The 21,552-nt window shown below is 72.5% G+C and carries 19 protein-coding genes; 11 read left to right on the top strand and 8 right to left on the bottom strand.

Going from position 1 to position 21,552, the window contains the following annotated elements:
* Positions 1-45 precede the first annotated feature (45 nt).
* The 5 genes from OG802_RS01055 to OG802_RS01075 form a co-directional block, all read right to left on the bottom strand.
* Positions 46-1,098, bottom strand: coding sequence for an NAD-dependent epimerase/dehydratase family protein (locus OG802_RS01055; RefSeq protein ID WP_329406212.1), 1,053 nt, complete (start codon positions 1,096-1,098; stop codon positions 46-48).
* Between the two features lie 53 nt (positions 1,099-1,151).
* Positions 1,152-1,790: a hypothetical protein gene (locus tag OG802_RS01060; RefSeq protein WP_329406213.1), complete on the bottom strand. Its 639-nt coding sequence runs from the start codon at positions 1,788-1,790 to the stop codon at positions 1,152-1,154.
* A 155-nt stretch (positions 1,791-1,945) separates the two neighbouring features.
* Positions 1,946-2,350, bottom strand: a complete 405-nt coding sequence (locus OG802_RS01065) for a hypothetical protein (RefSeq protein ID WP_329406215.1) — start codon at positions 2,348-2,350, stop codon at positions 1,946-1,948.
* Positions 2,347-3,483, bottom strand: a complete 1,137-nt coding sequence (locus tag OG802_RS01070) for a molybdopterin-dependent oxidoreductase (RefSeq protein ID WP_329406216.1) — start codon at positions 3,481-3,483, stop codon at positions 2,347-2,349. Before OG802_RS01070 ends, OG802_RS01065 begins: the two co-directional genes overlap by 4 nt.
* 178 nt (positions 3,484-3,661) lie before the next feature.
* A complete protein-coding gene (locus tag OG802_RS01075) occupies positions 3,662-5,563 on the bottom strand; it encodes a rhamnogalacturonan lyase (protein ID WP_443055155.1) in 1,902 nt (633 codons plus the stop codon).
* A 767-nt stretch (positions 5,564-6,330) separates the two neighbouring features.
* Between OG802_RS01075 and OG802_RS01080 the strand changes: the two genes are divergently transcribed.
* From OG802_RS01080 to OG802_RS01100, 5 genes are all read left to right on the top strand, one after another.
* Entirely contained in the window at positions 6,331-7,386 is a 1,056-nt protein-coding gene (locus tag OG802_RS01080) for a glycosyl hydrolase 53 family protein (RefSeq protein WP_329406218.1), read from the top strand.
* Positions 7,387-7,465: 79 nt separating this feature from the next.
* Positions 7,466-8,557 (top strand): rhamnogalacturonan acetylesterase, encoded by a 1,092-nt coding sequence (locus tag OG802_RS01085; protein ID WP_443055429.1) that lies wholly within the window; start codon positions 7,466-7,468, stop codon positions 8,555-8,557.
* A 37-nt stretch (positions 8,558-8,594) separates the two neighbouring features.
* On the top strand, positions 8,595-9,500 hold the full coding sequence (locus OG802_RS01090) for a GDSL-type esterase/lipase family protein (RefSeq protein ID WP_329406221.1): 906 nt from the start codon (positions 8,595-8,597) through the stop codon (positions 9,498-9,500).
* Positions 9,501-9,715: 215 nt separating this feature from the next.
* A complete protein-coding gene (locus OG802_RS01095) occupies positions 9,716-10,153 on the top strand; it encodes a VOC family protein (RefSeq protein WP_329406223.1) in 438 nt (145 codons plus the stop codon).
* A gap of 244 nt (positions 10,154-10,397) precedes the next feature.
* Positions 10,398-10,847 (top strand): spore-associated protein, encoded by a 450-nt coding sequence (locus tag OG802_RS01100; protein ID WP_329406225.1) that lies wholly within the window; start codon positions 10,398-10,400, stop codon positions 10,845-10,847.
* 285 nt (positions 10,848-11,132) lie between these two features.
* Here OG802_RS01100 and OG802_RS01105 read toward each other — a convergent pair whose 3' ends face one another.
* The 3 genes from OG802_RS01105 to OG802_RS01115 form a co-directional block, all read right to left on the bottom strand.
* Positions 11,133-12,320 carry a N(5)-(carboxyethyl)ornithine synthase gene (locus tag OG802_RS01105; protein ID WP_329406227.1) on the bottom strand — a complete coding sequence of 396 codons (1,188 nt, stop codon included), beginning with the start codon at positions 12,318-12,320 and terminating at the stop codon, positions 11,133-11,135.
* A gap of 138 nt (positions 12,321-12,458) precedes the next feature.
* Complete coding sequence (locus tag OG802_RS01110) at positions 12,459-13,049, bottom strand: HAAS signaling domain-containing protein (protein WP_329406228.1); 591 nt, start codon at positions 13,047-13,049, stop codon at positions 12,459-12,461.
* The gene (locus OG802_RS01115; protein ID WP_329406230.1) at positions 13,046-13,420 is read right to left on the bottom strand and encodes a PadR family transcriptional regulator; all 375 of its coding nucleotides are present in this window, start codon (positions 13,418-13,420) and stop codon (positions 13,046-13,048) included. The genes OG802_RS01110 and OG802_RS01115 overlap by 4 nt, the downstream gene beginning before the upstream one ends.
* A gap of 829 nt (positions 13,421-14,249) precedes the next feature.
* Here OG802_RS01115 and OG802_RS01120 point away from each other — a divergent pair.
* The 6 genes from OG802_RS01120 to OG802_RS01145 all read left to right on the top strand — a co-directional run bounded on the left by OG802_RS01120 (position 14,250) and on the right by OG802_RS01145 (position 21,471).
* Positions 14,250-15,506 carry an MFS transporter gene (locus OG802_RS01120; RefSeq protein WP_329406233.1) on the top strand — a complete coding sequence of 419 codons (1,257 nt, stop codon included), beginning with the start codon at positions 14,250-14,252 and terminating at the stop codon, positions 15,504-15,506.
* Complete coding sequence (locus OG802_RS01125) at positions 15,499-17,418, top strand: alpha/beta hydrolase family protein (protein WP_329406236.1); 1,920 nt, start codon at positions 15,499-15,501, stop codon at positions 17,416-17,418. The genes OG802_RS01120 and OG802_RS01125 overlap by 8 nt, the downstream gene beginning before the upstream one ends.
* Before the next feature lie 72 nt (positions 17,419-17,490).
* Positions 17,491-17,613 (top strand): hypothetical protein, encoded by a 123-nt coding sequence (locus OG802_RS01130; protein WP_329406239.1) that lies wholly within the window; start codon positions 17,491-17,493, stop codon positions 17,611-17,613.
* 91 nt (positions 17,614-17,704) lie between these two features.
* Positions 17,705-19,699, top strand: coding sequence for a RiPP maturation radical SAM C-methyltransferase (locus tag OG802_RS01135; RefSeq protein WP_329406241.1), 1,995 nt, complete (start codon positions 17,705-17,707; stop codon positions 19,697-19,699).
* Positions 19,700-19,807: 108 nt separating this feature from the next.
* Positions 19,808-20,467, top strand: a complete 660-nt coding sequence (locus tag OG802_RS01140) for a DUF5825 family protein (RefSeq protein ID WP_329406243.1) — start codon at positions 19,808-19,810, stop codon at positions 20,465-20,467.
* Positions 20,468-20,598: 131 nt separating this feature from the next.
* A complete protein-coding gene (locus OG802_RS01145) occupies positions 20,599-21,471 on the top strand; it encodes a glycoside hydrolase family 16 protein (RefSeq protein ID WP_329406245.1) in 873 nt (290 codons plus the stop codon).
* The last annotated feature ends 81 nt before the right edge of the window (positions 21,472-21,552 follow it).

Genomic DNA, 21,552 nt, shown 5'->3' on the forward strand with positions numbered 1-21,552 from the left:
GCGGAGGGCGGAGGGCGGAGGGCGGAGGGCGGAGGGCGGAGGACCTTACCCGGCGCGCAGCGGCGATGTCGCGAACTCCGCCATCCCCTCCGCGAAGGGGACCCCCGGCTTCCAGCCCGACTCCTCGCGCAGCCGCCGGGAGTCGGCGGTGATGTGGCGGACGTCGCCGAGCCGGTACTCCCCCGTGACCATCGGCGTCGGTCCGCCGTACGCCGCTGCCAGCGCACCGGCCATCTCGCCCACCGTGTGCGGCTCCCCGCTGCCCACGTTGTAGGCCCGCAGGCCGCCGTCCGGGGCGCCCTCCAAGCCGTCCAGGGACGCGAGGTTGGCGCCCGCGACGTCCCGGACGTGCACGAAGTCGCGGCGTTGGCCGCCGTCCTCGAAGACGCGCGGGGCCTCGCCGCGCGAGAGGGCGGACCGGAACAGGGAGGCGACGCCCGCGTACGGGGTGTCCCTGGGCATGCCCGGGCCGTACACGTTGTGGTAGCGCAGGGCGGCGACCCGCCCGCCGGTCGCCCGTGCCCAGGCGGCGGCCAGGTGTTCCTGGGCCAGTTTGGTGGCCGCGTACACGTTGCGCGGATCGGCCGGGGCGTCCTCGTCCACCAGGCCGGCGGCCAGCGGCTGCCCGCAGCGCGGACAGGGCGGCTCGAAGCGGCCCGCCTCCAGGTCGGCCACCCGGCGCGGTCCGGGCCGTACGACGCCGTGCCGGGAGCACTCGTAGCGTCCCTCGCCGTAGACCACCATCGAACTCGCCAGCACCAGGCGGCGCGGGCCCGTCTCCGCCATCGCGGCCAGGAGCACGGCGGTGCCGAGGTCGTTGCAGCCGACGTAGTCCGGGGCGTCGGCGAAGTCCTTGCCGAGGCCGACCATCGCGGCCTGGTGGCAGACGGCGTCCACGCCCCGCAGCGCGTCGGCCACGGCCTGCCTGTCGCGGACGTCGGCGTGCCGCCAGTCCGTCCCGTCGGGGATGTCGGGCGCGGTGCGGTGTGCGGCGGGCAGCAGCGCGTCGAGGACGCGCACCTCGTGCCCCGCGCCGAGGAGAGCGGTGACGATGTGCGAGCCGATGAAGCCCGCGCCTCCGGTGACCAGGATCAACATGTCACCGACCGTAGGGCTTGCGGCCCGGTCGCGGGCCGTGCCACCCGCGGACGTCAGGGGTTCGTAAGCCTTTCCGGCTCCCGCGACTCCCGCGGCTCCCGCGGCGGCCCGGCCGGCCGGGCCGCCGTCACCGTCAGCAGCGCGAAGGCCGCGGCGAAGCCCAGCATGGTGAACACGCCCCGCGGCCAGAAGATGTGGCTGTCGGCGAACGACCAGCAGGCGGCGAGCAGGACGGCCGCGCCCGGCAGGACCCGGACGCCGTGCCGCCGCCACAGCACCGCGCAGCAGGCCAGCGAGGCCACGGCCAGCCCGTAGACCCCGGTCAGACCCAGTTCGTCGCCGGTGGCGAACAGCCGCCCGGCCGCCCCGTGCACGCCGTGCTCGACCATCGTCCCGGCGGAGATGCCCGCCACCGCGTCCAGCCCGGAGTAGTAGGCGGCGAAGCAGAGGCATCCGGCCCAGGCGAGCAGCGTCAGCGCCCCGTCCATGTCCCGGCGCGGCCTCCCCCACAGCGGGACCACCAGACCGAGGACGAGGAGGGGGAAGACGGGCAGCAGGACGATGTGCAGCCCGGCCCAGTCGCCCGCCGTCACCGGCGTGAGATGCCGGGGATGCACCAGGCCCGCGGCGGCCAGCAGCAGCGGAGGGGCGGTGACCAGCGCCGTGACGCGCGCAGTACGCAGAGATCGCATCCGCTCACGCTAGGGGCGCGGCGGTGCCGATACGCCGGCCGCCCGGCGGGCGTAAGACACCTGTAAGGCGTCGCGCCCCGCGTCACGTACGGGCGCGCGTGTGTGTATGCGACCGCGTGCACGGCGGCGCGTGCGGCGGCGGCCGGGCCGGAAGGTCACCGGTCGGGCCGCCGCCGTCGGCGCACGAGCCCGCGCCCGGCCGCCCACAGTGCCGCCGTCGTCGCCACGGCCACCATGGCGATCAGCCAGTTGCGCGGATAGTCGAGGGGCAGCACCGACGGGTTGGCCGTCCTGCCCGGTCGCAGCAGCACGGGCAGTGCCACCGCCGTGAGCGCGCCCGCGACGAGCAGCGCGCCCCGCACGGGCCCCCGGGCGCGGCGGCGCACCAGCACGAACCCGACGAGCAGCAGCAGGGGGGCGATCACCGCGTCGTGCAGGAGGACCGCCCCTCCCAGCCAGACCAGCACACCGACCGGATCACGCACGTCCGTCAGCTGGAACGCGCCGACGCCCATGAGCGCCACGCCCACCGCGCCCAGCAGCACCCGCAGCGCCTTCATCCCGCCACCTCCAGCCGGCCCACCCATTTGGTCTGGAGCACACCCGGCCGGTTCGGGGCGATGAGCCGCGCCGGGTATCCGTGGTCGGGGTCGAGTTCCTCGCCGTTCAGCCGCAGGGCGAGCAGCGTCAGCGGGTCCCGGGCGTGCTCATGGCCCATCTCCGACACCCGGTAGCCGCCGCGCAGTTGCAAGGAGACCACCCGTACCCGCGCATGGGCCGGCGTCCCCGCGCGGTCCAGCAGATCGACGACGCGCACACCGCTCCAGCGCGCCGACTTGCTCCACCCCTCCACACACGCGATCGGCAGTTCCACCTCGTGCTGCGGCATGGCGCGCAGCTCGTCCAGGGTGAGGGTGCAGGGCCGCGGACCGGCGACCACCAGCCGGTAGGCCTCCTCGGCGACCCGGCCGACACCGGCCGCCGCGGCGGTCCGGTTCACCGGCAGCGACTGGGGCCCCTTGTCCGGGTCCCGGGGCGCGAACAGCAGGAAGTCCTTCAGCGGGGTGAACGACTGGCCCACGGTGGTGAGCGTGACGGCCCCGACCGCCGCGCCCACCGCGGCCAGCAGGGAACGCCGGTCCGGTCCGTCCTGCACGGGCAGGGCGAGCGTCCCCGGCGACCGGCGGGTCCAGTGCGCCCGGATCTCCGGCGCCTTCACCGCCACGTGCAGCGCCAGCGCCCCGACGACGAGCCACGCCACCGCGTAGTGCACCGGCACGAACGAGAAGGGCCACGGGTACCACTGGGCCGTGTTCAGCAGGCCGGTCGACACCTGGAAGACGGACCCGGCGACCAGCACCGCCACCGACAGCCGCTCCAGGGCGTGCCTGACCGACCTCAGCGGCGGCCAGGCGAACAGCCGCGGATACACCGTCCACAGCTTGGCGAGCAGCAGCGGGATCGCCGCGGTGCCGGAGGCGACGTGCAGGCCCTGCGTGAACCGGTAGCCCCAGACCGGGCGGCTCGGGATGCCGTCGGCCAACCAGCCGGGCGGGTGCTGCATGAAGTGACTGATCAGACCGGTGACGAAGCACACCGCGAACGCCGCCCCGAGCCAGCGGCCGATCGAGGTCGCCGTGCGGGGATCGTGCAGCCGGCCCCGGAACGCCGGCGGAGACACGTGCAGTTTCATGGTCCCATCCCACCTGCGCACACGGCCGGTTCGGAACCATGAAACCCTTACGGAACAGGGACGTCCCGACGACACGACCGACCGACGACACGACCGGACGACGGGACGGCCGGACGACGGGACGCATCGGCTCGGCGACGGAGCAGGTTCCGGGACCCCTGCCGTCCGCCCGTTCCGGTCAGGGTGTGTAGACGGCCGGGCGGGGCGCGGTGGGCATGCCGGCGCCGATGAAGAAGCTCGGGTGCGGCGGCTGGTTGTAGGCGGTGTTCTGCCAGGCGAGCGCGGTGCGGTACTGGGTGTCGTGGAGCAGCGTGGTGATGCGGGTGCTCGTCTGGTACGGCGTGCTGTAGATCCGCAGGGCGCGGTTGTCGCCGGTGGGCCAGACGACCTCCTCCCGCCAGTCGCCGAGGATGTCCCCGGACAGCGACGGCGTCGACTTCGTGCCGTTGTTGGCGTGGACGCCCGAGGCCGTCAGGAGACGGGTGTCGCCGGAGGTGCCGTACTTGTCGATGTGGGTGCCGTCGAGCAGTTCGCGCACGGTGTCGCCGTCCCACCACGACAGGAAGTTGACGCTGGAGGGCTCCCGGCCGAGGGAGGCTCCGGTCGCCGAGCGCAGCGTGGTGTCGGAGGCGGACCAGGCCTCGGCGCCCGGACTGCCGGCATAGACGTCGGCGGCGACGCCCCGGCCGTTGTCGGATCCGCCCACCGTCTGCCAGAGGATCCGTCCGGTGCGCGCGTCGGCCATCCACGAGCCGGGCTTGCCGGACTCCTCGGACACCTTGAACTCCTCCAGGCCCGCCCGTGCGGGGTCGAGGTCCCCGACGTGCATGGCGTCGCCGTGGCCCATGCGCGTGGTCCACAGACCGGATCCGTTGTCGTCGACGGTCATGGCGCCGTAGACGATCTCGTCCTTGCCGTCGTCGTCGACATCGGCGACGGACAGGCTGTGGTTGCCCTGGCCGTCGTAGCCCTTGCCGCTGTTGGAGGAGGAGTTCGTGTCGAAGGTCCAGCGGCGCGTGAACTGCCCGTTCCGCCAGTCCCAGGCGGCGATCACCGTCCGGGTGTAGTAGCCGCGCGCCATGACCAGCGAGGGACGGGAGCCGTCGAGATACGCGGTTCCCGCGAGGAAGCGGTCGACGCGGTTGCCGTAGGAGTCGCCCCAGGACGAGACGGTGCCGCGGGCCGGGACGTAGTCGACGCTCTGCATCGCCCTGCCGCTCTGACCGTTGAACATGGTCAGGTACTCGGGTCCGGACAGCACGTAACCGGACGAGTTGCGGTAGTCGGCGGACGAGCTGCCGATCACCGTGCCGGCGCCGTCCCGCGCGCCGTCGGCGGTCTTCATCGCGACCTCGGCCTTGCCGTCGCCGTCGTAGTCGTACACCTGGAACTGCGTGTAGTGGGCGCCCGAGCGGATGTTGCGGCCCAGGTCGATCCGCCACAGCCGGGTGCCGTCGAGCTTCAGCCCGTCGATGATCGTGTTCCCGGTGTAGCCGGACTGCGAGTTGTCCTTCGCGTTGGTGGGATACCACTTCAGGACCAGGTCGAGACGGCCGTCGCCGTCCAGGTCGCCGACCGAGGCGTCGTTGGCCTCGTAGGTGTAGGCGACGCCGTCGGGTGTGGTGCCGCCGGCCGGCGGTGAGAGCGGCACGTTCAGATACCCCGGCCGGAGCTGCAACGCGGGCTCCGAGGGGGCCTGTTCGGTTCCGGCGACCACGGCGCGCACGGTGTACCCGGCCGAGTCCGGGGCGCCCGCGTCGAAGTAGTTCGTCGACGTGCCGATCGGCGAGGAGTTGAGCCTGACGCCACCCCGGTAGACGTTGAACGCCACGTCACCGGGGTCGGTGGCGAGCCAACGCCACGACACCAGGTTTCCGCTGCTGGAGTGGGTGCTGGTCAGTCCCCGGTCGAGACGTTCGACCTGCCGTGCGGTGGCGGCGTCGGCGGTCGGGGACAGTCCGGTGAGGGCGGCGGCCGCCAGCGCGGTGGCGGCGGCGATACCGCTGATCAGCCGGCCCGGTGACCGGCCTCCACGTCGCTCGGACCACGGCGCGTGGGGGCGCCCGGCGGAGTCGGCCACGGTGACCTCCGGTGTGGATGTGGGGGTGTGGTGTGTGGGGGATGAGGGAGCACGGCCCAGGGGGTGGGCGCGAGGGCGACGGTGCGCTCGGTCGGTCGCCGTCGCCCTGCCGACCGGCCGGTCGATCAGCCGGTCGTTCAGCCGGTCGTTCTCTCATTCGGTCTGTCGGCGGGTCTTTCAGTCGGACGGTCTGCGGGGCGTGGGAACGCTCCCACAGAGGGGGAGCGTAAGGAGGAGGTGATGAGTCGTCAAGGATTCTGTCCGACTCGATGTTCGACCCTGTTCGGGTCCGTGAGTTGGGGCGGCACAGACGATTGACAGCCATGGGCCCGACCGGGAAACTGCGTGATGCATCTCGTGCTTCATGTGAACGAACACAGTCGTCAAGCGCCGTGGATCCGTTGACGGATGGGGCCTCGCGAGAAGCCTCGTGCGTCAACTCGCTGCATATCTGGGATCGCTCACAGAACTCCACGGGTCGGCGGGCGCGGGTCCCGGGCCCGATGAACCGACCGCCCGCACCCCGCACCCCGCCTCCCGCCCCCGCATCCCGTGGGGGGTACGACGTCCGGGCCCCCACCCGGTCGCCGCCGGCCTCGCCGTACCTGGTCCCCGGCACCGGCTCCACCTGCCGCACCCAAGGCACTTGACGCACTGCGCGTCCCTCACCATCCCCACCACCCCTCACCGCCTCCACCACCCCCCACGACCGACTGCCCGACCGCCGCGACGCTCCAGGTGCGGCCGACGGGCAGGGAGGAGAGACCATGTCCCCCACCCATGCGTCCGGTCCCGGACGGATCAGCCGAAGGACACTGCTCAAGGCCACCACCGCCACGGCCGGAGCGATCGCCACCGCTGCCGCGTTCGCGGAACTCGAGACGCCGGCCGATGCCGCGGCAGGGTTCGTCAAGGGCGTCGACATCAGCTGGGCGCCGCAGATGGAGGCCCGCGGGTACTCCTGGAAGAACGCGAGCGGGCAGACGCAGGATCTGCTCACCATCCTCAAGGGATACGGCATCACGGCCGTCCGGCTGCGCACGTTCGTCAACCCGTCCGGCGACCCTGCCAACGGACACTGCGGCATCAACGAGGTCGCCGCGTTCGCCAAGCGGATCAAGGCCGCCGGCATGTCGATCATGCTCGACTACATGTTCGGCGACACGTGGAACTCCGTCGGCGTGCAGAACCCGCCCGCCGCCTGGCGGAACATGAGCTACAGCCAGATGCGCTCCGCGATGGGCACGTACGTGAACCAGACCATGACGGTCATGAGGAACAACGACGTGCTGCCGACCTGGGTGCAGATCGGCAACGAGATCAACAGCGGCATCTGCCGCCCGGTCGGCAGCGTCTCCAACGCGGCCCAGCTGACCGGGCTGCTCAACGCGGCGTACACGCAGGTGAAGGCGGTGTCGCCGAACTCCACGGTCTGCATTCACCTGGCCCAGCCGCAGAAGTACGACTCCATGACGACGTTCTTCAGCCGCTACGCGGCCAACGGCGGCAAGTGGGACATGTCGGTGTTCTCCTCCTACGGCAGCGCGGACCTCGCGCCCGGCATCGTGGCGAACATGCAGAAGATCTCCGCCGCCTACGGCAAGCCGTTCCTGCAGAGCGAGTTCGGCGGCCGGGTGGACCGGGCGTCCGCCACGCAGGCCTCGCTCGTCGCCTACATCAAGGCGCTGAGGGCGACCGGCGGACAGGGCATCTTCTACTGGGAGCCGGAGGGCATGTCCCCGTTCACCGGCTACACCATGGGCGCCTGGGACTCCGCCACCAAGCGGCCCACCGTCATCATGAACGGCTTCACCCAGGCCTGAACGAAGCCCCGTGAACCCTCGCTTCCACCCTTCCTCGATCAACACCTCTTCGTCGACAAGGACGAGACACATGTCAGCAATGAGCACGGCTCCACGAGGCCGGGGCGGGCAGGGCGCGCGGCTGGCGGCTGCGGGCCTCCTGACCGTGGCCGCCCTGGCCGGCGCGGGCGCCGCCCGCGCCGGGGCCACGACCGGACCCGGTTCCGCCGCCGCGCCCGCGGGTTGCACCGGCACCTCCCCCCTCACCTGCCACTACGCCGTCGCACCGGGCGAATACGACGTCACGGTCTCCCTCGGCGGGGCGACCGCCGGGCAGACCGAGATGTGGGTCGAGGCCCGGCGTCTGATGCTTCCTGCGACGACGACGGCCGCCGGCGCCGTCGCCGCGTACTCGTTCACCGTCGACGTACGCCAGCCGGAGGGGCAGCCCACCGGCCAGGGCGGGACCGGGAACCCCGGTCTGGACATCCGGTTCACGGGGTCCGCCCCGCGGGTCACCGCCGTCTCGGTGAAACCGGCGACCCGGCCGCTGGTCGCCTACCTGGCCGGCGACTCGACCGTGTGCGACCAGCCGTCGGCCCCCTACACGGGCTGGGGCCAGATGATCACCACCGCGGTGCGCGCCGGGGCGTCCATCGCCAACTACGCCGACTCGGGCGAGAGTTCGGGAAGCTTCCTCGGCAACTCGGCGCTGTTCCCGGCGATGCTGTCGAAGGTCGGCGCGAACGATCCGGTCTTCATCCAGCTCGGGCACAACGACAAGCAGACCACCGCGTCCGCCTACCGCGGCAACCTCACCGCCATGATCACGCGGATCCGCGCCAAGGGCGGTGTTCCGGTCCTCGTGACGCCACCGGTCCGCCGGCTGTTCGACGGCGCCCGGCTCACGCCGACGGCCCTGCACGTCAACGGCGTGGGCGTGAACCTGCCGGCGGAGATGCGCGCGGTCGCCTCGGCGCAGCGGGTGCCGGTGATCGATCTGACGGCCAGGAGCAAGGCGCTGGTCGAGTCCCTCGGGCCGTCCGCCTCCGCGCAGCTCTTCCTGCGCTCCTCCGTCGACGGCGTCACGGACAACACCCACTTCTCGCAGTACGGCGCGACCCGGATCGGCGGGCTGCTGCTCCAGAGCATCCGGGAACAGAACCTGCCCCTGGCCGCGTACCTGCACTGACCGCCTCGCGGCCGCGCCCGTCCCCGGGAGGGACCCGATGAAGAAGTTACGGATACTCGTCACGACCGTACTGGTCCTGGCATTGTCGAGCCTCGGCGTGCGCGCCGCCTCGGCGGCCGGGAGCACGACGGCGAACTGCGCCGGCTCCACGCACCACGCCGCGCCGGACGCGGCACGCACCCCGGCCGCGGGAGGCACGGCGGCCGCGACACGAGCGGCGGCCGCGCCGGTGACCGTGTGGCTGGCCGGCGACTCCACGATGGCGAACCCGGGGTCCGGGCGCTGCCCGGTCGGCTGGGGAAGCCAGTTCGACGCGCTGTTCAACGGCGACGTGACCGTCAGGAACCAGGCGGTGAGCGGCCGCAGCATCCAGACCTGGATGTACGAGGGGAACGTGAGCGGAGCCAAGGGCTCGGACGGCGAATGCCGACTCACCTCGTCCGCCTACTCGGCACGCTGGCAGGCGATGCTGAGCGCGAGCACCGGGATGAAGGCCGGGGACTACCTCTTCATCCAGTTCGGCATCAACGACTCGACCTCGGCCTGCCCCAAGCACGTGGGCACGGCCCGCTTCCAGCAACTGCTGACCACCATGGCACGGGCGGCCCAGGCCCGGGGGGCGCACCCGGTCGTCCTCACCTCCGTGGCCGCCATCACCTGTTCCGGCAGCACGGCGACCAAGAACCGCGGTTTCATCGCCCAGACCCTCGCCGCGGGAACGGCCACCGGGTCGCCCGTCATCGACCTCCAGACGCTGAGCGTGTCGCTCTACAACAGCGTCCGGTTCTGCCCGAACAACGGCGACTACGGGTCCGGACCCCTCGGCGCCTTCTTCTGCAACGACCACACCCACTTCGAGACGTACGGCGCCCAACAGATCGCCCGTCTCGTCGCCGGTGACGTACGCCGGCAGAACCTGCCGCTCGCGGCATACCTCCGGTAGCGCCGCATACCTCCGGTGGCACGGGAACGGGGGCCGGGGGGCGCCCGCACGACCGGTTCCACGGAACCCGGTCGTGCGGGCCGACCGGCTTCTTCCAGCCCTTGCTCATCGCGCGAACGGGCAGTCGGCCGTGGTCCCGGAGGCCTGCCCGGCCCCTCCATCACCCCCGCGGAAACGGGAGTTGAGCGGGAGGGCGTCCCTGTTACGGTGATCCGATGACGACGACGATCAGGACGTTCCAGGTCACCTTCGACTGTGGGGACCCCGAGCGGGTGGCCCGCTTCTGGTGCGAGGTGCTGGGGTACGAGGCGCCGACGCCACCCCAGGGATTCGACACCTGGGACGAGTTCAACGGCACCCTGCCCCCCGAGGAGCGCGGGGCGTGGTTCGCGTGCAGCGATCCCTCGGGCGTGGGACCGCGGCTGTACTTCCAGCGCGTCCCCGAGGGCAAGGTCGTCAAGAACCGGGTCCATCTCGACGTGCGGGTCGGCACCGGCCTCGTGGGCGAGGAGCGGCTGGCCACCCTCACGGCCGAGCGCGACCGCCTGCTCGCCCTCGGCGCGACCTGCGTGCAAGTCCTCGTCGCCGACGAGGAGAACGAGTCGTGCATCGTGATGCAGGACGTCGAGGGCAACGAATTCTGCCTGGACTGACGTCCCTGACGCCCCGACGAGCCGGCCGCACCCGACCCGGCCGGCTCGACCGGCCCACCCCGCTCCCCCGCCCGACGGCCGCCACCTGGCGTGTAGGGCGGGGGCTTTTCGGTTGTGCTTCAACTCGGCCAAACGGGGCGTCAGTTGTGGCCGAAAACGGTGGTAAATCCGGCACAACCATCCGAACGGCTCGCCCGTCACTTATGGCAGGAGCAACCAACTCCTAAGTACACAAGGGGGAAATATGCGCTTCACTCACGCCATGTTGGGCGCCGCGACGCTGGCCGCGGTGTCGGTGGGGGCCACGACCGCGCTGGCGGCACCCGCGTCCGCCACGCCGAACACCACTCCGCAGAAGGTCTGCGGCAGTGGCTACAAGACCGTGAACTCCGCCGCCATCGGCTCGTTGGGCACCGTCTACCTCACCTACAACGCCGCCAACGGGAACAACTGCGTCGTCACCATCCGCAACAACCCCGGCAACGCCGTGGACATGTCGGCCTGGATCTACGTGCCCGACACGAACGAGGGCGACGACGACTACGGGCGCTACACGTCGTACGCGGGTCCGTCGTACGTCATCGGCAAGGGCCACTGCGTGGACTGGGGCGGCGGCATCGCCAACACCACGGTCCAGGTGACCGGCTCCAACTGCGCCTCCCTGAAGGAGCACCGGACCACCTCCACCCGCTGACCGTCCGAGCCGCGCGCCGACCGCTCGACTGGTCGGGCCGTCGGCCCGTCGGCCGGTCGGCCCCCTCGGCCGGGGGTGCGGCGGCGCGGAACTCCCGGCATGCCGTCAGCCGTCCGTCACGCCCCGGCGCGGCCCACCCGGCTCCGCCGGGGCGTGCACGCGTCGACCACCGCGTCCCGGCCGAAGCCGTTCAGGCGCCGGCCCGGCCGCGTGCGTGACCCGGCACCGCCGGCGCCGCCGGTCGCCCCGCCCGCCGGGGAGCGCCGGTGCGGTCGGGGCGGCGGGTCAGACGGACGATGTCCGTGGCTCCGGGTGCGGCACGGCCGCCGGGGCGGCGGGGGCATGGGGGTATGCGGCCTGCCGGTGCTGGAAGGAGAGGATCTTCGGGTTCTGGACGACGCCGTCGCGGATCTCGATGGCCTTCTCGACCGTCACGTCGGCGTCCCATGCCGCCGGGCCGCTCATGACCTTGCGCAGATAGGGAAGCAGCGCCTCGCTGATCTCCCAGGTGGCGGAGTTCCACAGATGCGACGGGCTGTGATCCACGGCGTAGTAGTGGCAGCCCGGCCCCGTGTCGAGCATGGGCTCGCCGAAGGTGGTCGGACGCGCCCACCCGAAGCCCATGCCCTCGTCGCAGGAGACGTCGACGAACAGGGTCCCGGGCCGGAACAGGGCGAGTTCGTCGTCGGTCACGAACGTCAGGGGAGCGTCGGTGTCCTGGAGGACGCAGTTGACGACGACGTCGAACCCGGCCAGGTACTCCGCCAGCGGCACCGTGCCGGAGCCGGTCTCGGCGCACAGGCGCGAGGGATCGTCGTCGTCCTCCTTGAAGTGGCCCATCACGACCGACGGCATCGGCGAGGCGACGGCCGCGGCGGCACGCTGGGTGAGGACGGTGACGTCGGAGATCCCCATGGCGCCCAGACCGGTGACCGCTCCGCGGGCGGTGGCGCCGAAGCTGATCACCACGGCCCGCAGACGGCGGCCGTAACTGCCGGTCAGCCCGGCGAGCTGAAGGGCGTGCAGCACCGAGCAGTAGCCGGCCAGCTCGTTGTTCTTGTGGAACACATGGACGCTGAAGGCGCCGGTGGAGGTCCAGTGGTTCATGGCCTCCCAGGCGATCAGCGTCAGCCGCCGGTCGATGGCCAGCTGGGTCATCTTCTCGTCCTGCACACAGTGCGGCCACCCCCACAGGATCTGGCCCTCGCGCAGTTCGGCGACGTCGTCGTGGGTCGGCTTGGGCAGCAGCAGGATGTCGCACTCGGCGAGGAGGTCCGCACGGGTGCGCAGGCCCGCCACGAGTGGTCGCAGCGCGTCGTCGGCGACGCCGAACCGCCGGCCGTAACCCTGTTCGAGGAAGATTCTCCGGCGCAGGTCCGCGGGGATCCGTTCGAGGTGGCTGGGGTGCAGGGGCAGCCGGAACTCGTTCTCCTTGTGCGAGGAGGCGAGTACTCCGAGGCTCATCGGACTCATGGGGCGGCTCATTTCCGGCCGGACGCGATGCGCTCCGGGATTGCCGTTCCCCGAGGGCGACGCCGAAACGGTGACGGCGTGCGAGGTGCGCTCGGTACCGCCACCGTACTCCGCTCCCGTGCCGCCCGAAGACCGTGCTCAGGCGCGGCGGACCCGCCACAGCCATGCCGCGGCGCCGGTCAGCAGGGCGAGCGTGACCAGGTTGGCCACCAGCGACGGGGTGCCGGCCGGGGCGCCCGAGAGGTTCCACGTGGCGATGACGACGGTCGGCAGGACGGCGGTCACCAGTACGCCGGTGGTCTTCTGGACGGTGGTCCAGTGCACCGAGGTGCACAGCAGGACGGCGCCCGCGACGCGGAAGAGGACGCCGAACACCGGCCCGGGGAGGTCGGGGAAGATCATGATGAAGGGCAGCGAGAGGGTGAGCATCAGGAGGGGGACCAGGGGGTGCACCCTGCCTCGCCGCGCGGGGGCGTCGACACCGGTCCGGGTCCGGGCTCCGGCCGCCGCGTTCCCTGCCTCGGCCAGCGCGGTCGCCGCAATCGTGCGGGGGTCGCCCAACTCGGCCAGTATCCTGCCGATCGGGGCCTCGGGACGTTCGGCACGCGTCACCTCGATGTGCTCGGCGAGGTCGGCGAGCAGCTCCTGACGGCGGTCGGCGGGAAGGGCTGCGCTCTCCCGTCCGGCGGCGGAGAGGTAGTCGCGTACGGGGTCGGCTGAGGTCTTCATGCGGAGTCTCCGGTGGGTGGGTGCGGGGCGGTCAGGAAGGCGTCGACGGCGTCGCGGAAGCCGGGCCAGACGCGGGTGAACTCGTCGAGCGCCGCCCGGCCGCTGTCGGTGAGCGCGTAGTACCGGCGCGGTGGTCCGGAGGCGGATTCCTGCCAGGTGGTGGTGACCAGGTCGTCGCGGCGGAGCCGGGAGAGCAGCGGGTAGACGGTGCCCTGGCTGGTGGCGAGGGCGCCGGATTCCTCCAGGGCGTGGAGCAGTTCCACGCCGTAGCGGGGGCGGTCCCGCATCAGGGCGAGGACGCAGTACTCCAGGACGCCCTTGCGCAGCTGGGCGGCGGCCCGTGCCTGCTTGGTCGAATCACCTGGTTCCATGCGAGACAAGGTACCCGGCAGAGCAAGCACTTGTAAAAGGGCGGATGCCCTTCCGCATCTCGGCGGGGGCCACGGCCCATGCCTGCACGGGCGTCAGGCCTCACATGTGGCCATCTGGCCGACATCCACCGCCGCGCAGGGTGGATTGTCGGCCAATGCCTCCCGCGGTCGCGGCGGGCGCGGGGACACCGGCGAGAGGCGCGACAGGCCGACCCGGCGGCATGTGAGGGGCCATCAGTTGCCTTCGTCGGCAATGGAGTTCGGCTGAGCAACGTTGCTCGGACCGTGCGCCTCGCACCGGCCGCCGCGGCCCGCGGACGGAGCGGCGACGCATGCCGCGCCGCGGAGACCGCTCCCCGGTCGCGAGTTCGGGCAGGCACGGCGGACAGGCCGCTGTGCGCCTGTGAAGCGGAACGCTCCGCGCCGGGACGGCACCCCCGCGAGGCCCTCGGATCCGCGCGCTCGCCCGCCACCCATGGGCGTGGGACATCGGCCAGTAGATCTTCGGCCATATCGGCTTATTGGGCGGAGACGGCGCACTGTTCGGTACTTGTCGCCGCCGTCGCGCCCTGGCTAGGCTCCCGCTCGCTTTCACGTTTCGCGCACATTTTCTACGCACGGCACACGGGGACCGGCCCTGCGGCGCGGGCCCCCAGGCGTACGGGGGGTGGGGAACGTCGACGGGTCACCGGTTCGCCGGCCTTCGGGCCGTCCCGTACCACCGTATGACGCGCACCCCGCCGCCGAACGGCCACCTCGGGCGCGACGGCGGAGACCGGGGGCCGGTGCGGCCGCTCCGGCGCGCGGCGACCTCAGGACCCTGTGGTGGGTGAACGCCGTCGACGGCCTCGGCAGCCAGGCCTCCGGACTCGTCCTGCCGTTGCTGCTGCTGGACCTCGGCCACAGCCCGGGCACCGCCGGTTCGCTGGCCACCGCCGCCGCGCTGAGCGGGGTCGTCCTCGGGCCGGTCGTCGCGGTGCCGGCGGACCGGGGACGGCGGCAGCTCCTCATGACGGGGTCGGCGGCGCTCGCGGCCCTGTGCACGGGCGTGCTGGCTCTGACCTGCCTGGGCCGGCCCGCGTTATGGGCCGTGATGGCGCTCGCGCTGGCCGAGCGGCTGTGCGCGGTGGTCTACGAGGCCGCGTCGCGCGGAGCCCTCGTCAATCTGGCCGCGACCGACGAACTGCCCCGGGCGGCCGCCGGGATGCAGGTGGGCGACCAGATCTCGCTCGTCGTGGGTCCGGTGCTCGGCGGAGTCCTCTTCCAGCTCGCCCGGCCCCTGCCCTTCTTCGCGGACGCGCTCTCCTACGCGGCGGCCGCGCTCGGCGTCCGGTCCATCCGCACGCCTCTCGACCCGCCGGCCCATACGCCGGACACGCCCGCCCGTCCACGGGAGACGGACGACCGCGGCGGGCGGGGAACGTGGTCGGGGCGGTTGGGCGCCGTGACAGCGGGCGTGGTGACGGTGGCCCGGTCCCCCGTCCTGCGACTCGTCCTGATCTGGACGTCGACCGCCGGAGGAACACTGACGCTGCTCTTCTACACCGCGCTCTTCCGGCTCGGCTCCGACGGTCACGGCCACAGCGACGGAGCGGCCGTCGGCGCGGTGCTCGCGGCTTCCGGGGCGGCCGGGCTTCTGGGCGCGCTGGTCGCGGCGCCCGCGGTACGCCGCCTCGGTGCGGGACGGCTGCTTACCCTGGCCGCCTGGCTGCTGCCGGTGCCGTGCGGCTCACTGGTGTGGGCGGACGACGCGGTCGGCTGGGGAGCGGCGTTCGCCGGGATCTCGCTGCTGGTGCCGTTGATCACGGTGGTCCTGTCCAGCGTCGCCGTCGCGTGCACTCCGGTGGCGTTGCAGTCGCGGACCGCGGGCGTCTTCGGTTCGCTCTCCGCCCTCGCCGCGGCCGGCGCCCCGGCGCTCGCCGCGTTCCTGGTCACCGTGGGGACCGCGCGCACTCCGGTGCTGCTGTGCACCGTGCTGTTCGGCGCGCTGGCCGTCCACACGCAGGTGAGGGTTCCGGGACTGCTGCGCTCGTCCGCCGCGTCCGCCGCGTCTGCCGAGGGGACGACGGGGGACGGCCGTGGGTGACGCCTTCAGGGTCTTCGTCGGCGCGCTCCCGGAGGTGTGCCCGCGCGACGCCGGGCGCATGGTGCTGACGGCCGACGCCGGGGGCCGCTGCGAGGTCTTCACGTGGGACGCCTCGACCCGCACCGCCCGCCAGGTCACCGACCGGCCCGGGGGCACGGTGCATCACGCCGTCGACGCGGACGCCTACGTGTGGTGGTTCGACGAGGACGCCGACGGCGTGGGGCGCTGGTGGTTCGAGCCGTTCGACGGCGGCTGCCGGCTGCCCGGTCTGCCGGGGGCGCCGGCCGGGTCGCCGCGCGGGCTCGCGGTGACGGCCGACGGTACGGTCGCCGCGGCGGTCGCGACCCGGCAGGGCGGCACGAGTCTGCTGGTGGGACGGCGTGGCCGGGTACCGCGCGAGGTGCTCCGCACGGCCGGTCCGGCCCGGCTGGGGGGCATCACGCCGGAAGGCGATCTCGTGGCCCTCGCGACGGCGTCCGACGGCGACGCGACCGTCGTCGTCGTGACCCCCTCGGGCCGGGTGCTCGCCGCCCTGCCCCGCTTCGACAGCGCCGACGGACCCGATGAAGCCGCGCACCCCGGCGAACCCGGCAAACGCGGCGGGCCTGGCGGCAGGTTCTGGTGCCGGGGCTTCTCGCCCCTGCGGGGCCGCAGAGAACTGCTGCTGGTGCACGAGCTTGAGGACCGCTATCAGTTGGCGACGTGGACGCCGCACCACGGACTGGCCGTTCACGCGTGGTGCCGCTTCGACACGGAGATCACCGCGTCCTGGTACCCGGACACCGACGAGGTGCTGGTGCGCCAGGAGCGCCATGGACGGTCGCTGCTGCACCGGGTGTCGCTGCGCGACCGCGCCCGCCGCGTCGTCCCCACCCCCGCGGGCAGCCTGCTCGACGCCGCCCCGCGGCCCGGCGGGGGGCTGCACTACCTGTGGACCGACGCCGCGCACCCGCCTGTCCCGCGCTCGACCGACGGCATCGCGCTGCCGGAACCCGGCCCCCTCCCCCACGTGCCCGGCCGTCACACCGATCTGTGGACCCCGACGCCCCACGGCCCCGTCCACACGTTCCTCAGCCTGCCGGGCGAGACGGCGGGCGGAAGCGCCCCCGGCGCCGGACATCCCGCCTCCGGCGACAGCGACGCGTACGCCGACGGCGCCGTCGGCGGTCCGTGGCCGACCGTGTTCCTCGTGCACGGCGGTCCCGCGGACCACGACCGGGACGCCTACGACGCCACCGTGCACTCGCTCGTGGCCTCCGGATACGCCGTCGCCCGGGTCAACTACCGCGGCTCGACCGGCTACGGTCCCCGCTGGCGGCGGGCGTTCGGGGCGGACGTCGGCCACGCCCAGGTGGACGACCTGGCCGCCGTACGGGCCGATCTCGTCCGCCGCGGACTCGCCGACGACCGCGCGACCGCCCTGTGGGGGGTCTCCTGGGGGGCGTACCTGGTGCTCCTCGCGCTCGGCAGCCGCCCGCGGACATGGCAGGCCGGCATCGCGGTGAAGCCCGTCGCCGACTGGGTGAGCGCCCACCGGCTGACCACCCCGGCGCTGCGCGCCCTGGACGTCCGCTGGTTCGGGGGGACGCCGGAAGAGGTGCCGGAACGTTACTCCCGCAGTTCTCCCCTCACCTACGCGTCAGCGGTCCGTGCGCCGTTGCTCCTCGTCGGCGCGGAGAAGGACGTCAAGTGCCCGCCCGAGCAGATCCGCAGCTATACCGCCGCCCTGACCGCCGCGGGCGTGGCCCACGAGCAGCTGTGGCTCGACACCGGACACGACGGCTACGACGGCGCGGCACACGTCGCCGTCCTGCGCCGCTCCCTGACGTTCCTGCACACGTGCCTGCCCGCACCGGCGGCGGACACCCCCTCACGTCCTCCGGCACCGTCCGGAGGACCCCGGCCCCGCTGAGGACACAGCGGGACCGGGCGCACGGCACCACCGCCCGAAGAACACTCCATGAACCCGAGAAGGAGGACGACCATGCAGAAGGACATCATCCACAACGACCCGCTCGACGGCGACGAGGAGAACCGGAAGCCGGGCATCGGCATCACCATCACGATCCCGTTCCGCAACGCCGCCGAGAGCGACGACGAGGAGTGACCCGCGGCCCGGCCGGCCCGGTCCGACCCGGGCCGGCCGGGCACCCTCCCGTTCCCGTCCCGCCAGCCGCTCGCGCTCCGAGGAGCCCACCGTGCGCGTTCTTCTCGTCAACATGCCCTGGTCCCCGATGGACCTGCCCTCACTGGCGCTCGGCATCCTGAAACGAAGCGTCGACGAACACGTCCAGGACGCCACGTGCGAGGTGCTGCACGCCAATCTGGAGTTCACCGACTGGATCACCGGCCGCACCGAGTTCACGGCCGAGGACTACGACTACTACGCCCTCTCCTCCTACTTCCTCGGCTGCGGGGACTGGGTGTTCTCCTCGGCGCTCTACGACGACCCGGAATGGCGGGAGTCGGAGTTCGTCGACGCCATGACGCCCAAGCTGCGCCGGTCCCGGATGCGCATGACGCGCGAACTGCACCGCCTCGTGCCGGAGTTCGTCGCCGAGGTGGCCGAGCGCGTCGTCGCGCTGGAGCCCGACGTGGTCGGGTTCACCTCCACGTTCCAGCAGAACACGGCCGCGCTGGCGGCCGCCCGCCATATCAAGCGGCTCGCCCCGCACGTCGTCACCGTCATGGGCGGAGCCAACTGCGACGCCGAGCAGGGCGCCGCCGTCCACCGCAACTTCCCGTTCGTGGACTACGTGGTGCGCGGCGAGGGCGAGGACGCCTTCCCCCGGCTGCTGACCGCGCTGCGCGACGGCGACCGGTCCGCCGCGGCCTCGATCCCGGGGCTGTGCCACCGCACGCCCGAGTCGGGGCACACCGTCAACCCCATGCCCACCGGGCCGTTGCCGCCCGCGGCGATCCTGCCGCCCGACTACAGCGGCTACTTCGAACGTCTCGCCGCGTCCGTGGCGCGCAACTGGGTGGAGCCGAAACTGGTCGTCGAGGGCGCGCGGGGCTGCTGGTGGGGCGAGAAGCACCACTGCACCTTCTGCGGCCTCAACGGCTCCTTCATGCAGTTCCGCAGCAAGAGCCCCGACACGTTCTACCAGGAGATCATGGACCTGGCGGAGCGGCACCGGGTGCTGGACATGTACGTGGTCGACAACATCCTGGACATGCGCTACCTGTCCACCGTGCTGCCCCGCGTCATCGACAGCGGCTACGACCTGCGCATGCACATCGAGATCAAGGCCAACATGCGGCGCCCCCAGTTGCAGGTCCTGGCCGACGCCGGGCTCATCTACGTCCAGCCGGGCATCGAGAGCCTCAACAGCCGGGTCCTCGACCTCATGGACAAGGGCGTCAGCGGCTGCCAGAACGTGCGCATGCTCCGCGACGCGGCGGAGACCGGGCTGTCGGTGTCCTGGAACTACCTGCACGGCTTCCCCGGCGAGACCGCGGACGACTACGAACCCGTCATCCGGCAGCTCCCCGCCCTGGAGCATCTCAACCCGCCGGTCGACCTGTCCGCCCGCATCGCCATCGAACGGTTCAGCCCCTACTTCAACCGCCCCGAACTGGGCTTCACCGGACTGCGTCCGGAGGAGCACTACCTGTTCACGTACGACCTGCCCGAGGCGGAACTCCACGACCTGGCCTATGTGTTCCAGGCGCCGGAGCGCGGCATCACCGAGCCCACGGTCACGCTGCTCAACGACGGCATCGCCGCCTGGAAGAAGCACCACGCCGACGCGCGCCTCACCCACACCGACCTGGGCGACCGGATCGTCCTGGTCAGCCGGCGTCCGTCCTTCGCATGGCGGACCCTGCAACTCGCCGACCCGCTGGAGACCGCGCTCTTCCGCCTCCTCGACCAGCCGCACACCGTCGTCGCGCTGCACCGCAAGCTGACCTCGGCCGCCGGCTCGCCCGACGGCGCGCCGTGCACACCGCACGAGGTGGAGGCGCTTCTCAAGGAGTGGGTCACGCAGGGCATCGTCTTCACGGACGCGGGCCAGTACGTGCACATCGCCCCGGCCGCCGTGAACCAGGACCTGCTGCGTCTGGACTACATGCGGCACGCCCACACCCGCGACGAGACCACCACCGCGAACGGGCCGGCCACCGCCGCCGGGAGCACCACCGTCACCGACGCCGACGCCACCGCAGTGCCCGCGCCGGTCCCGTCCTGAGCACCGGCCACTTGCCCCTTCCGCCTTCCCCTTCACCCATCCCTCCTCCCCGTCCCCCCTTCCCCCGCCCCCCGTTCCCCGGCCCCGCGCCCCGACGAAGGACCGCACATGACAGCCACCGCAGCGAGCGTCACCGTCCGAGCGTGGCGCGACCTCGATCCACAGGCCCGTGACCTGCCGGGCATGTCGCTGGGAACCCTCCAGGTGACCGCACAGCCACGGCAGGTCGACCGGTTGTGGGACCTGGGCGTGCGCCATGCCGAACTGGACACGGCCGTCGACCTGACCGGCGACGATCCCGCATCCCACCGAAGGGCCGTCGACCGGCTGTGCCTGGTGCGCGACCTCACCGCCCGCGCCGTCTCCGTCGACTGGGACCTCCGCCTGTCCCCGCACGACTCCGCCCACCGGTGGAAGGTGCTGTCCCACCTCCAGCCGCCCCGCACCGTCACCGGCCTCGAAGCCGCCGACGAGGCCCTGCACGCCTGGCGGACCCGGCACTACCTGTGCAAACTCGTCTGGCGCCAGGGTCCGGGCTTCGTGCAGATCCGGGACCGCCGCTGGGGCGACCTGCGCCGCTTCACCGCCGAGGAGCCCCGCTACCGCGAGGCCGTCGCCCGGCTCGCGCCGGGCGTCCACCACGCCGGCGTGCCCGCCGACATACTCGAGGAGTTCACGGCCGAGCACCTGGTGCTGCGCGTCGGCGACCTGGCGTGGTGGCTGCCCTACCGGGTGGCCCGCTGGCTCCAGGAAGCCATGGCCGTCTGAACCGGACGCCACCGGCTCCTCGGCTCGGACCGCTCAGGAGAAGTCCGCGTCGGTGAGGCCGTCGGCGTGCCCGGGCGGCCGCTCCACCGGTCCAGGTATCGTCTTGGGCACGACCTCGGGGAGCAGCGCACATGAACCGACGCACCGCCCTGGCCCTCGTCCTGGCGCTGAGCGGCCTGCTCTGCGGATGCGGCTCGGGCTCGGGCTCGGGCCCCCAGGATGAGGCACCCTCGTCCGCCGACGCGGAACGGCCCTTCTGGCAGGCGGAGTTCGACGGCGAGGAGGGCGCCCGCCCGTCGGCGACGTCCTGGAACACCGAGACGGGCAACCGGGACGCCGAGGGGTGGGGCAACAACGAGTTGCAGTTCTACACGGACGACGCGGCCAACTCCGGCCTCGACGGCGAGGGGGATCTGCTGATCTCGGCACGCCCGGCCCCTGCGGGATCCCGACTGCCGTGCTATACGCGGGAGTTCTGTCCGTGGACGTCGGCCCGGCTGACCACCGAGGGGAAGGCCGCCCTCCGCCACGGGCGCGTGGAGGTCCGTGCGAAGCTCCCTACGGGGACGGGTCTGCTGCCGGCGATCTGGATGCTCGGCGACAACGGGGCCGAGTGGCCCGCACAGGGTGAGCTGGACATCTGCGAGGTGGTCGGCGGAGAACCGCGCACCGTCCACGGCACCGCGCACGGGCCGACCTACTTCAACGAGAACGGCGTCGGCGGCTCCGTCACCCTGCCTGCCGACGCCTCGACGACGTTCCACACGTACGCCGTGGACAAGCGACCGCGGCGCGTCACCTGGTCCGTGGACGGCAAACCGTACTTCACCCTGACTCCCTCGAAGCTGCCCGCGCCGCGCGACTGGGTCTTCGAGCAGGACATGCACCTGCTGCTCAACGTCGCCGTCGGGGGCGACTGGCCCGGGCCCCCCGACGCCTCGACGCCGTCCCCCGCGACGATGACCGTCGACTACGTGCGGTTCTACGGCACCGGCCGCGCATGACGGGAGCCGCGCGCGGCCCCTGGGCGTGACACTTGTCATGCGCAACCCCGGACGACCGCCACTGCGGCTCAAGCGCGGCCG

Origin of the sequence: Streptomyces sp. NBC_00704, from assembly GCF_036226605.1 — a bacterium.
GTDB lineage: Bacteria > Actinomycetota > Actinomycetes > Streptomycetales > Streptomycetaceae > Streptomyces.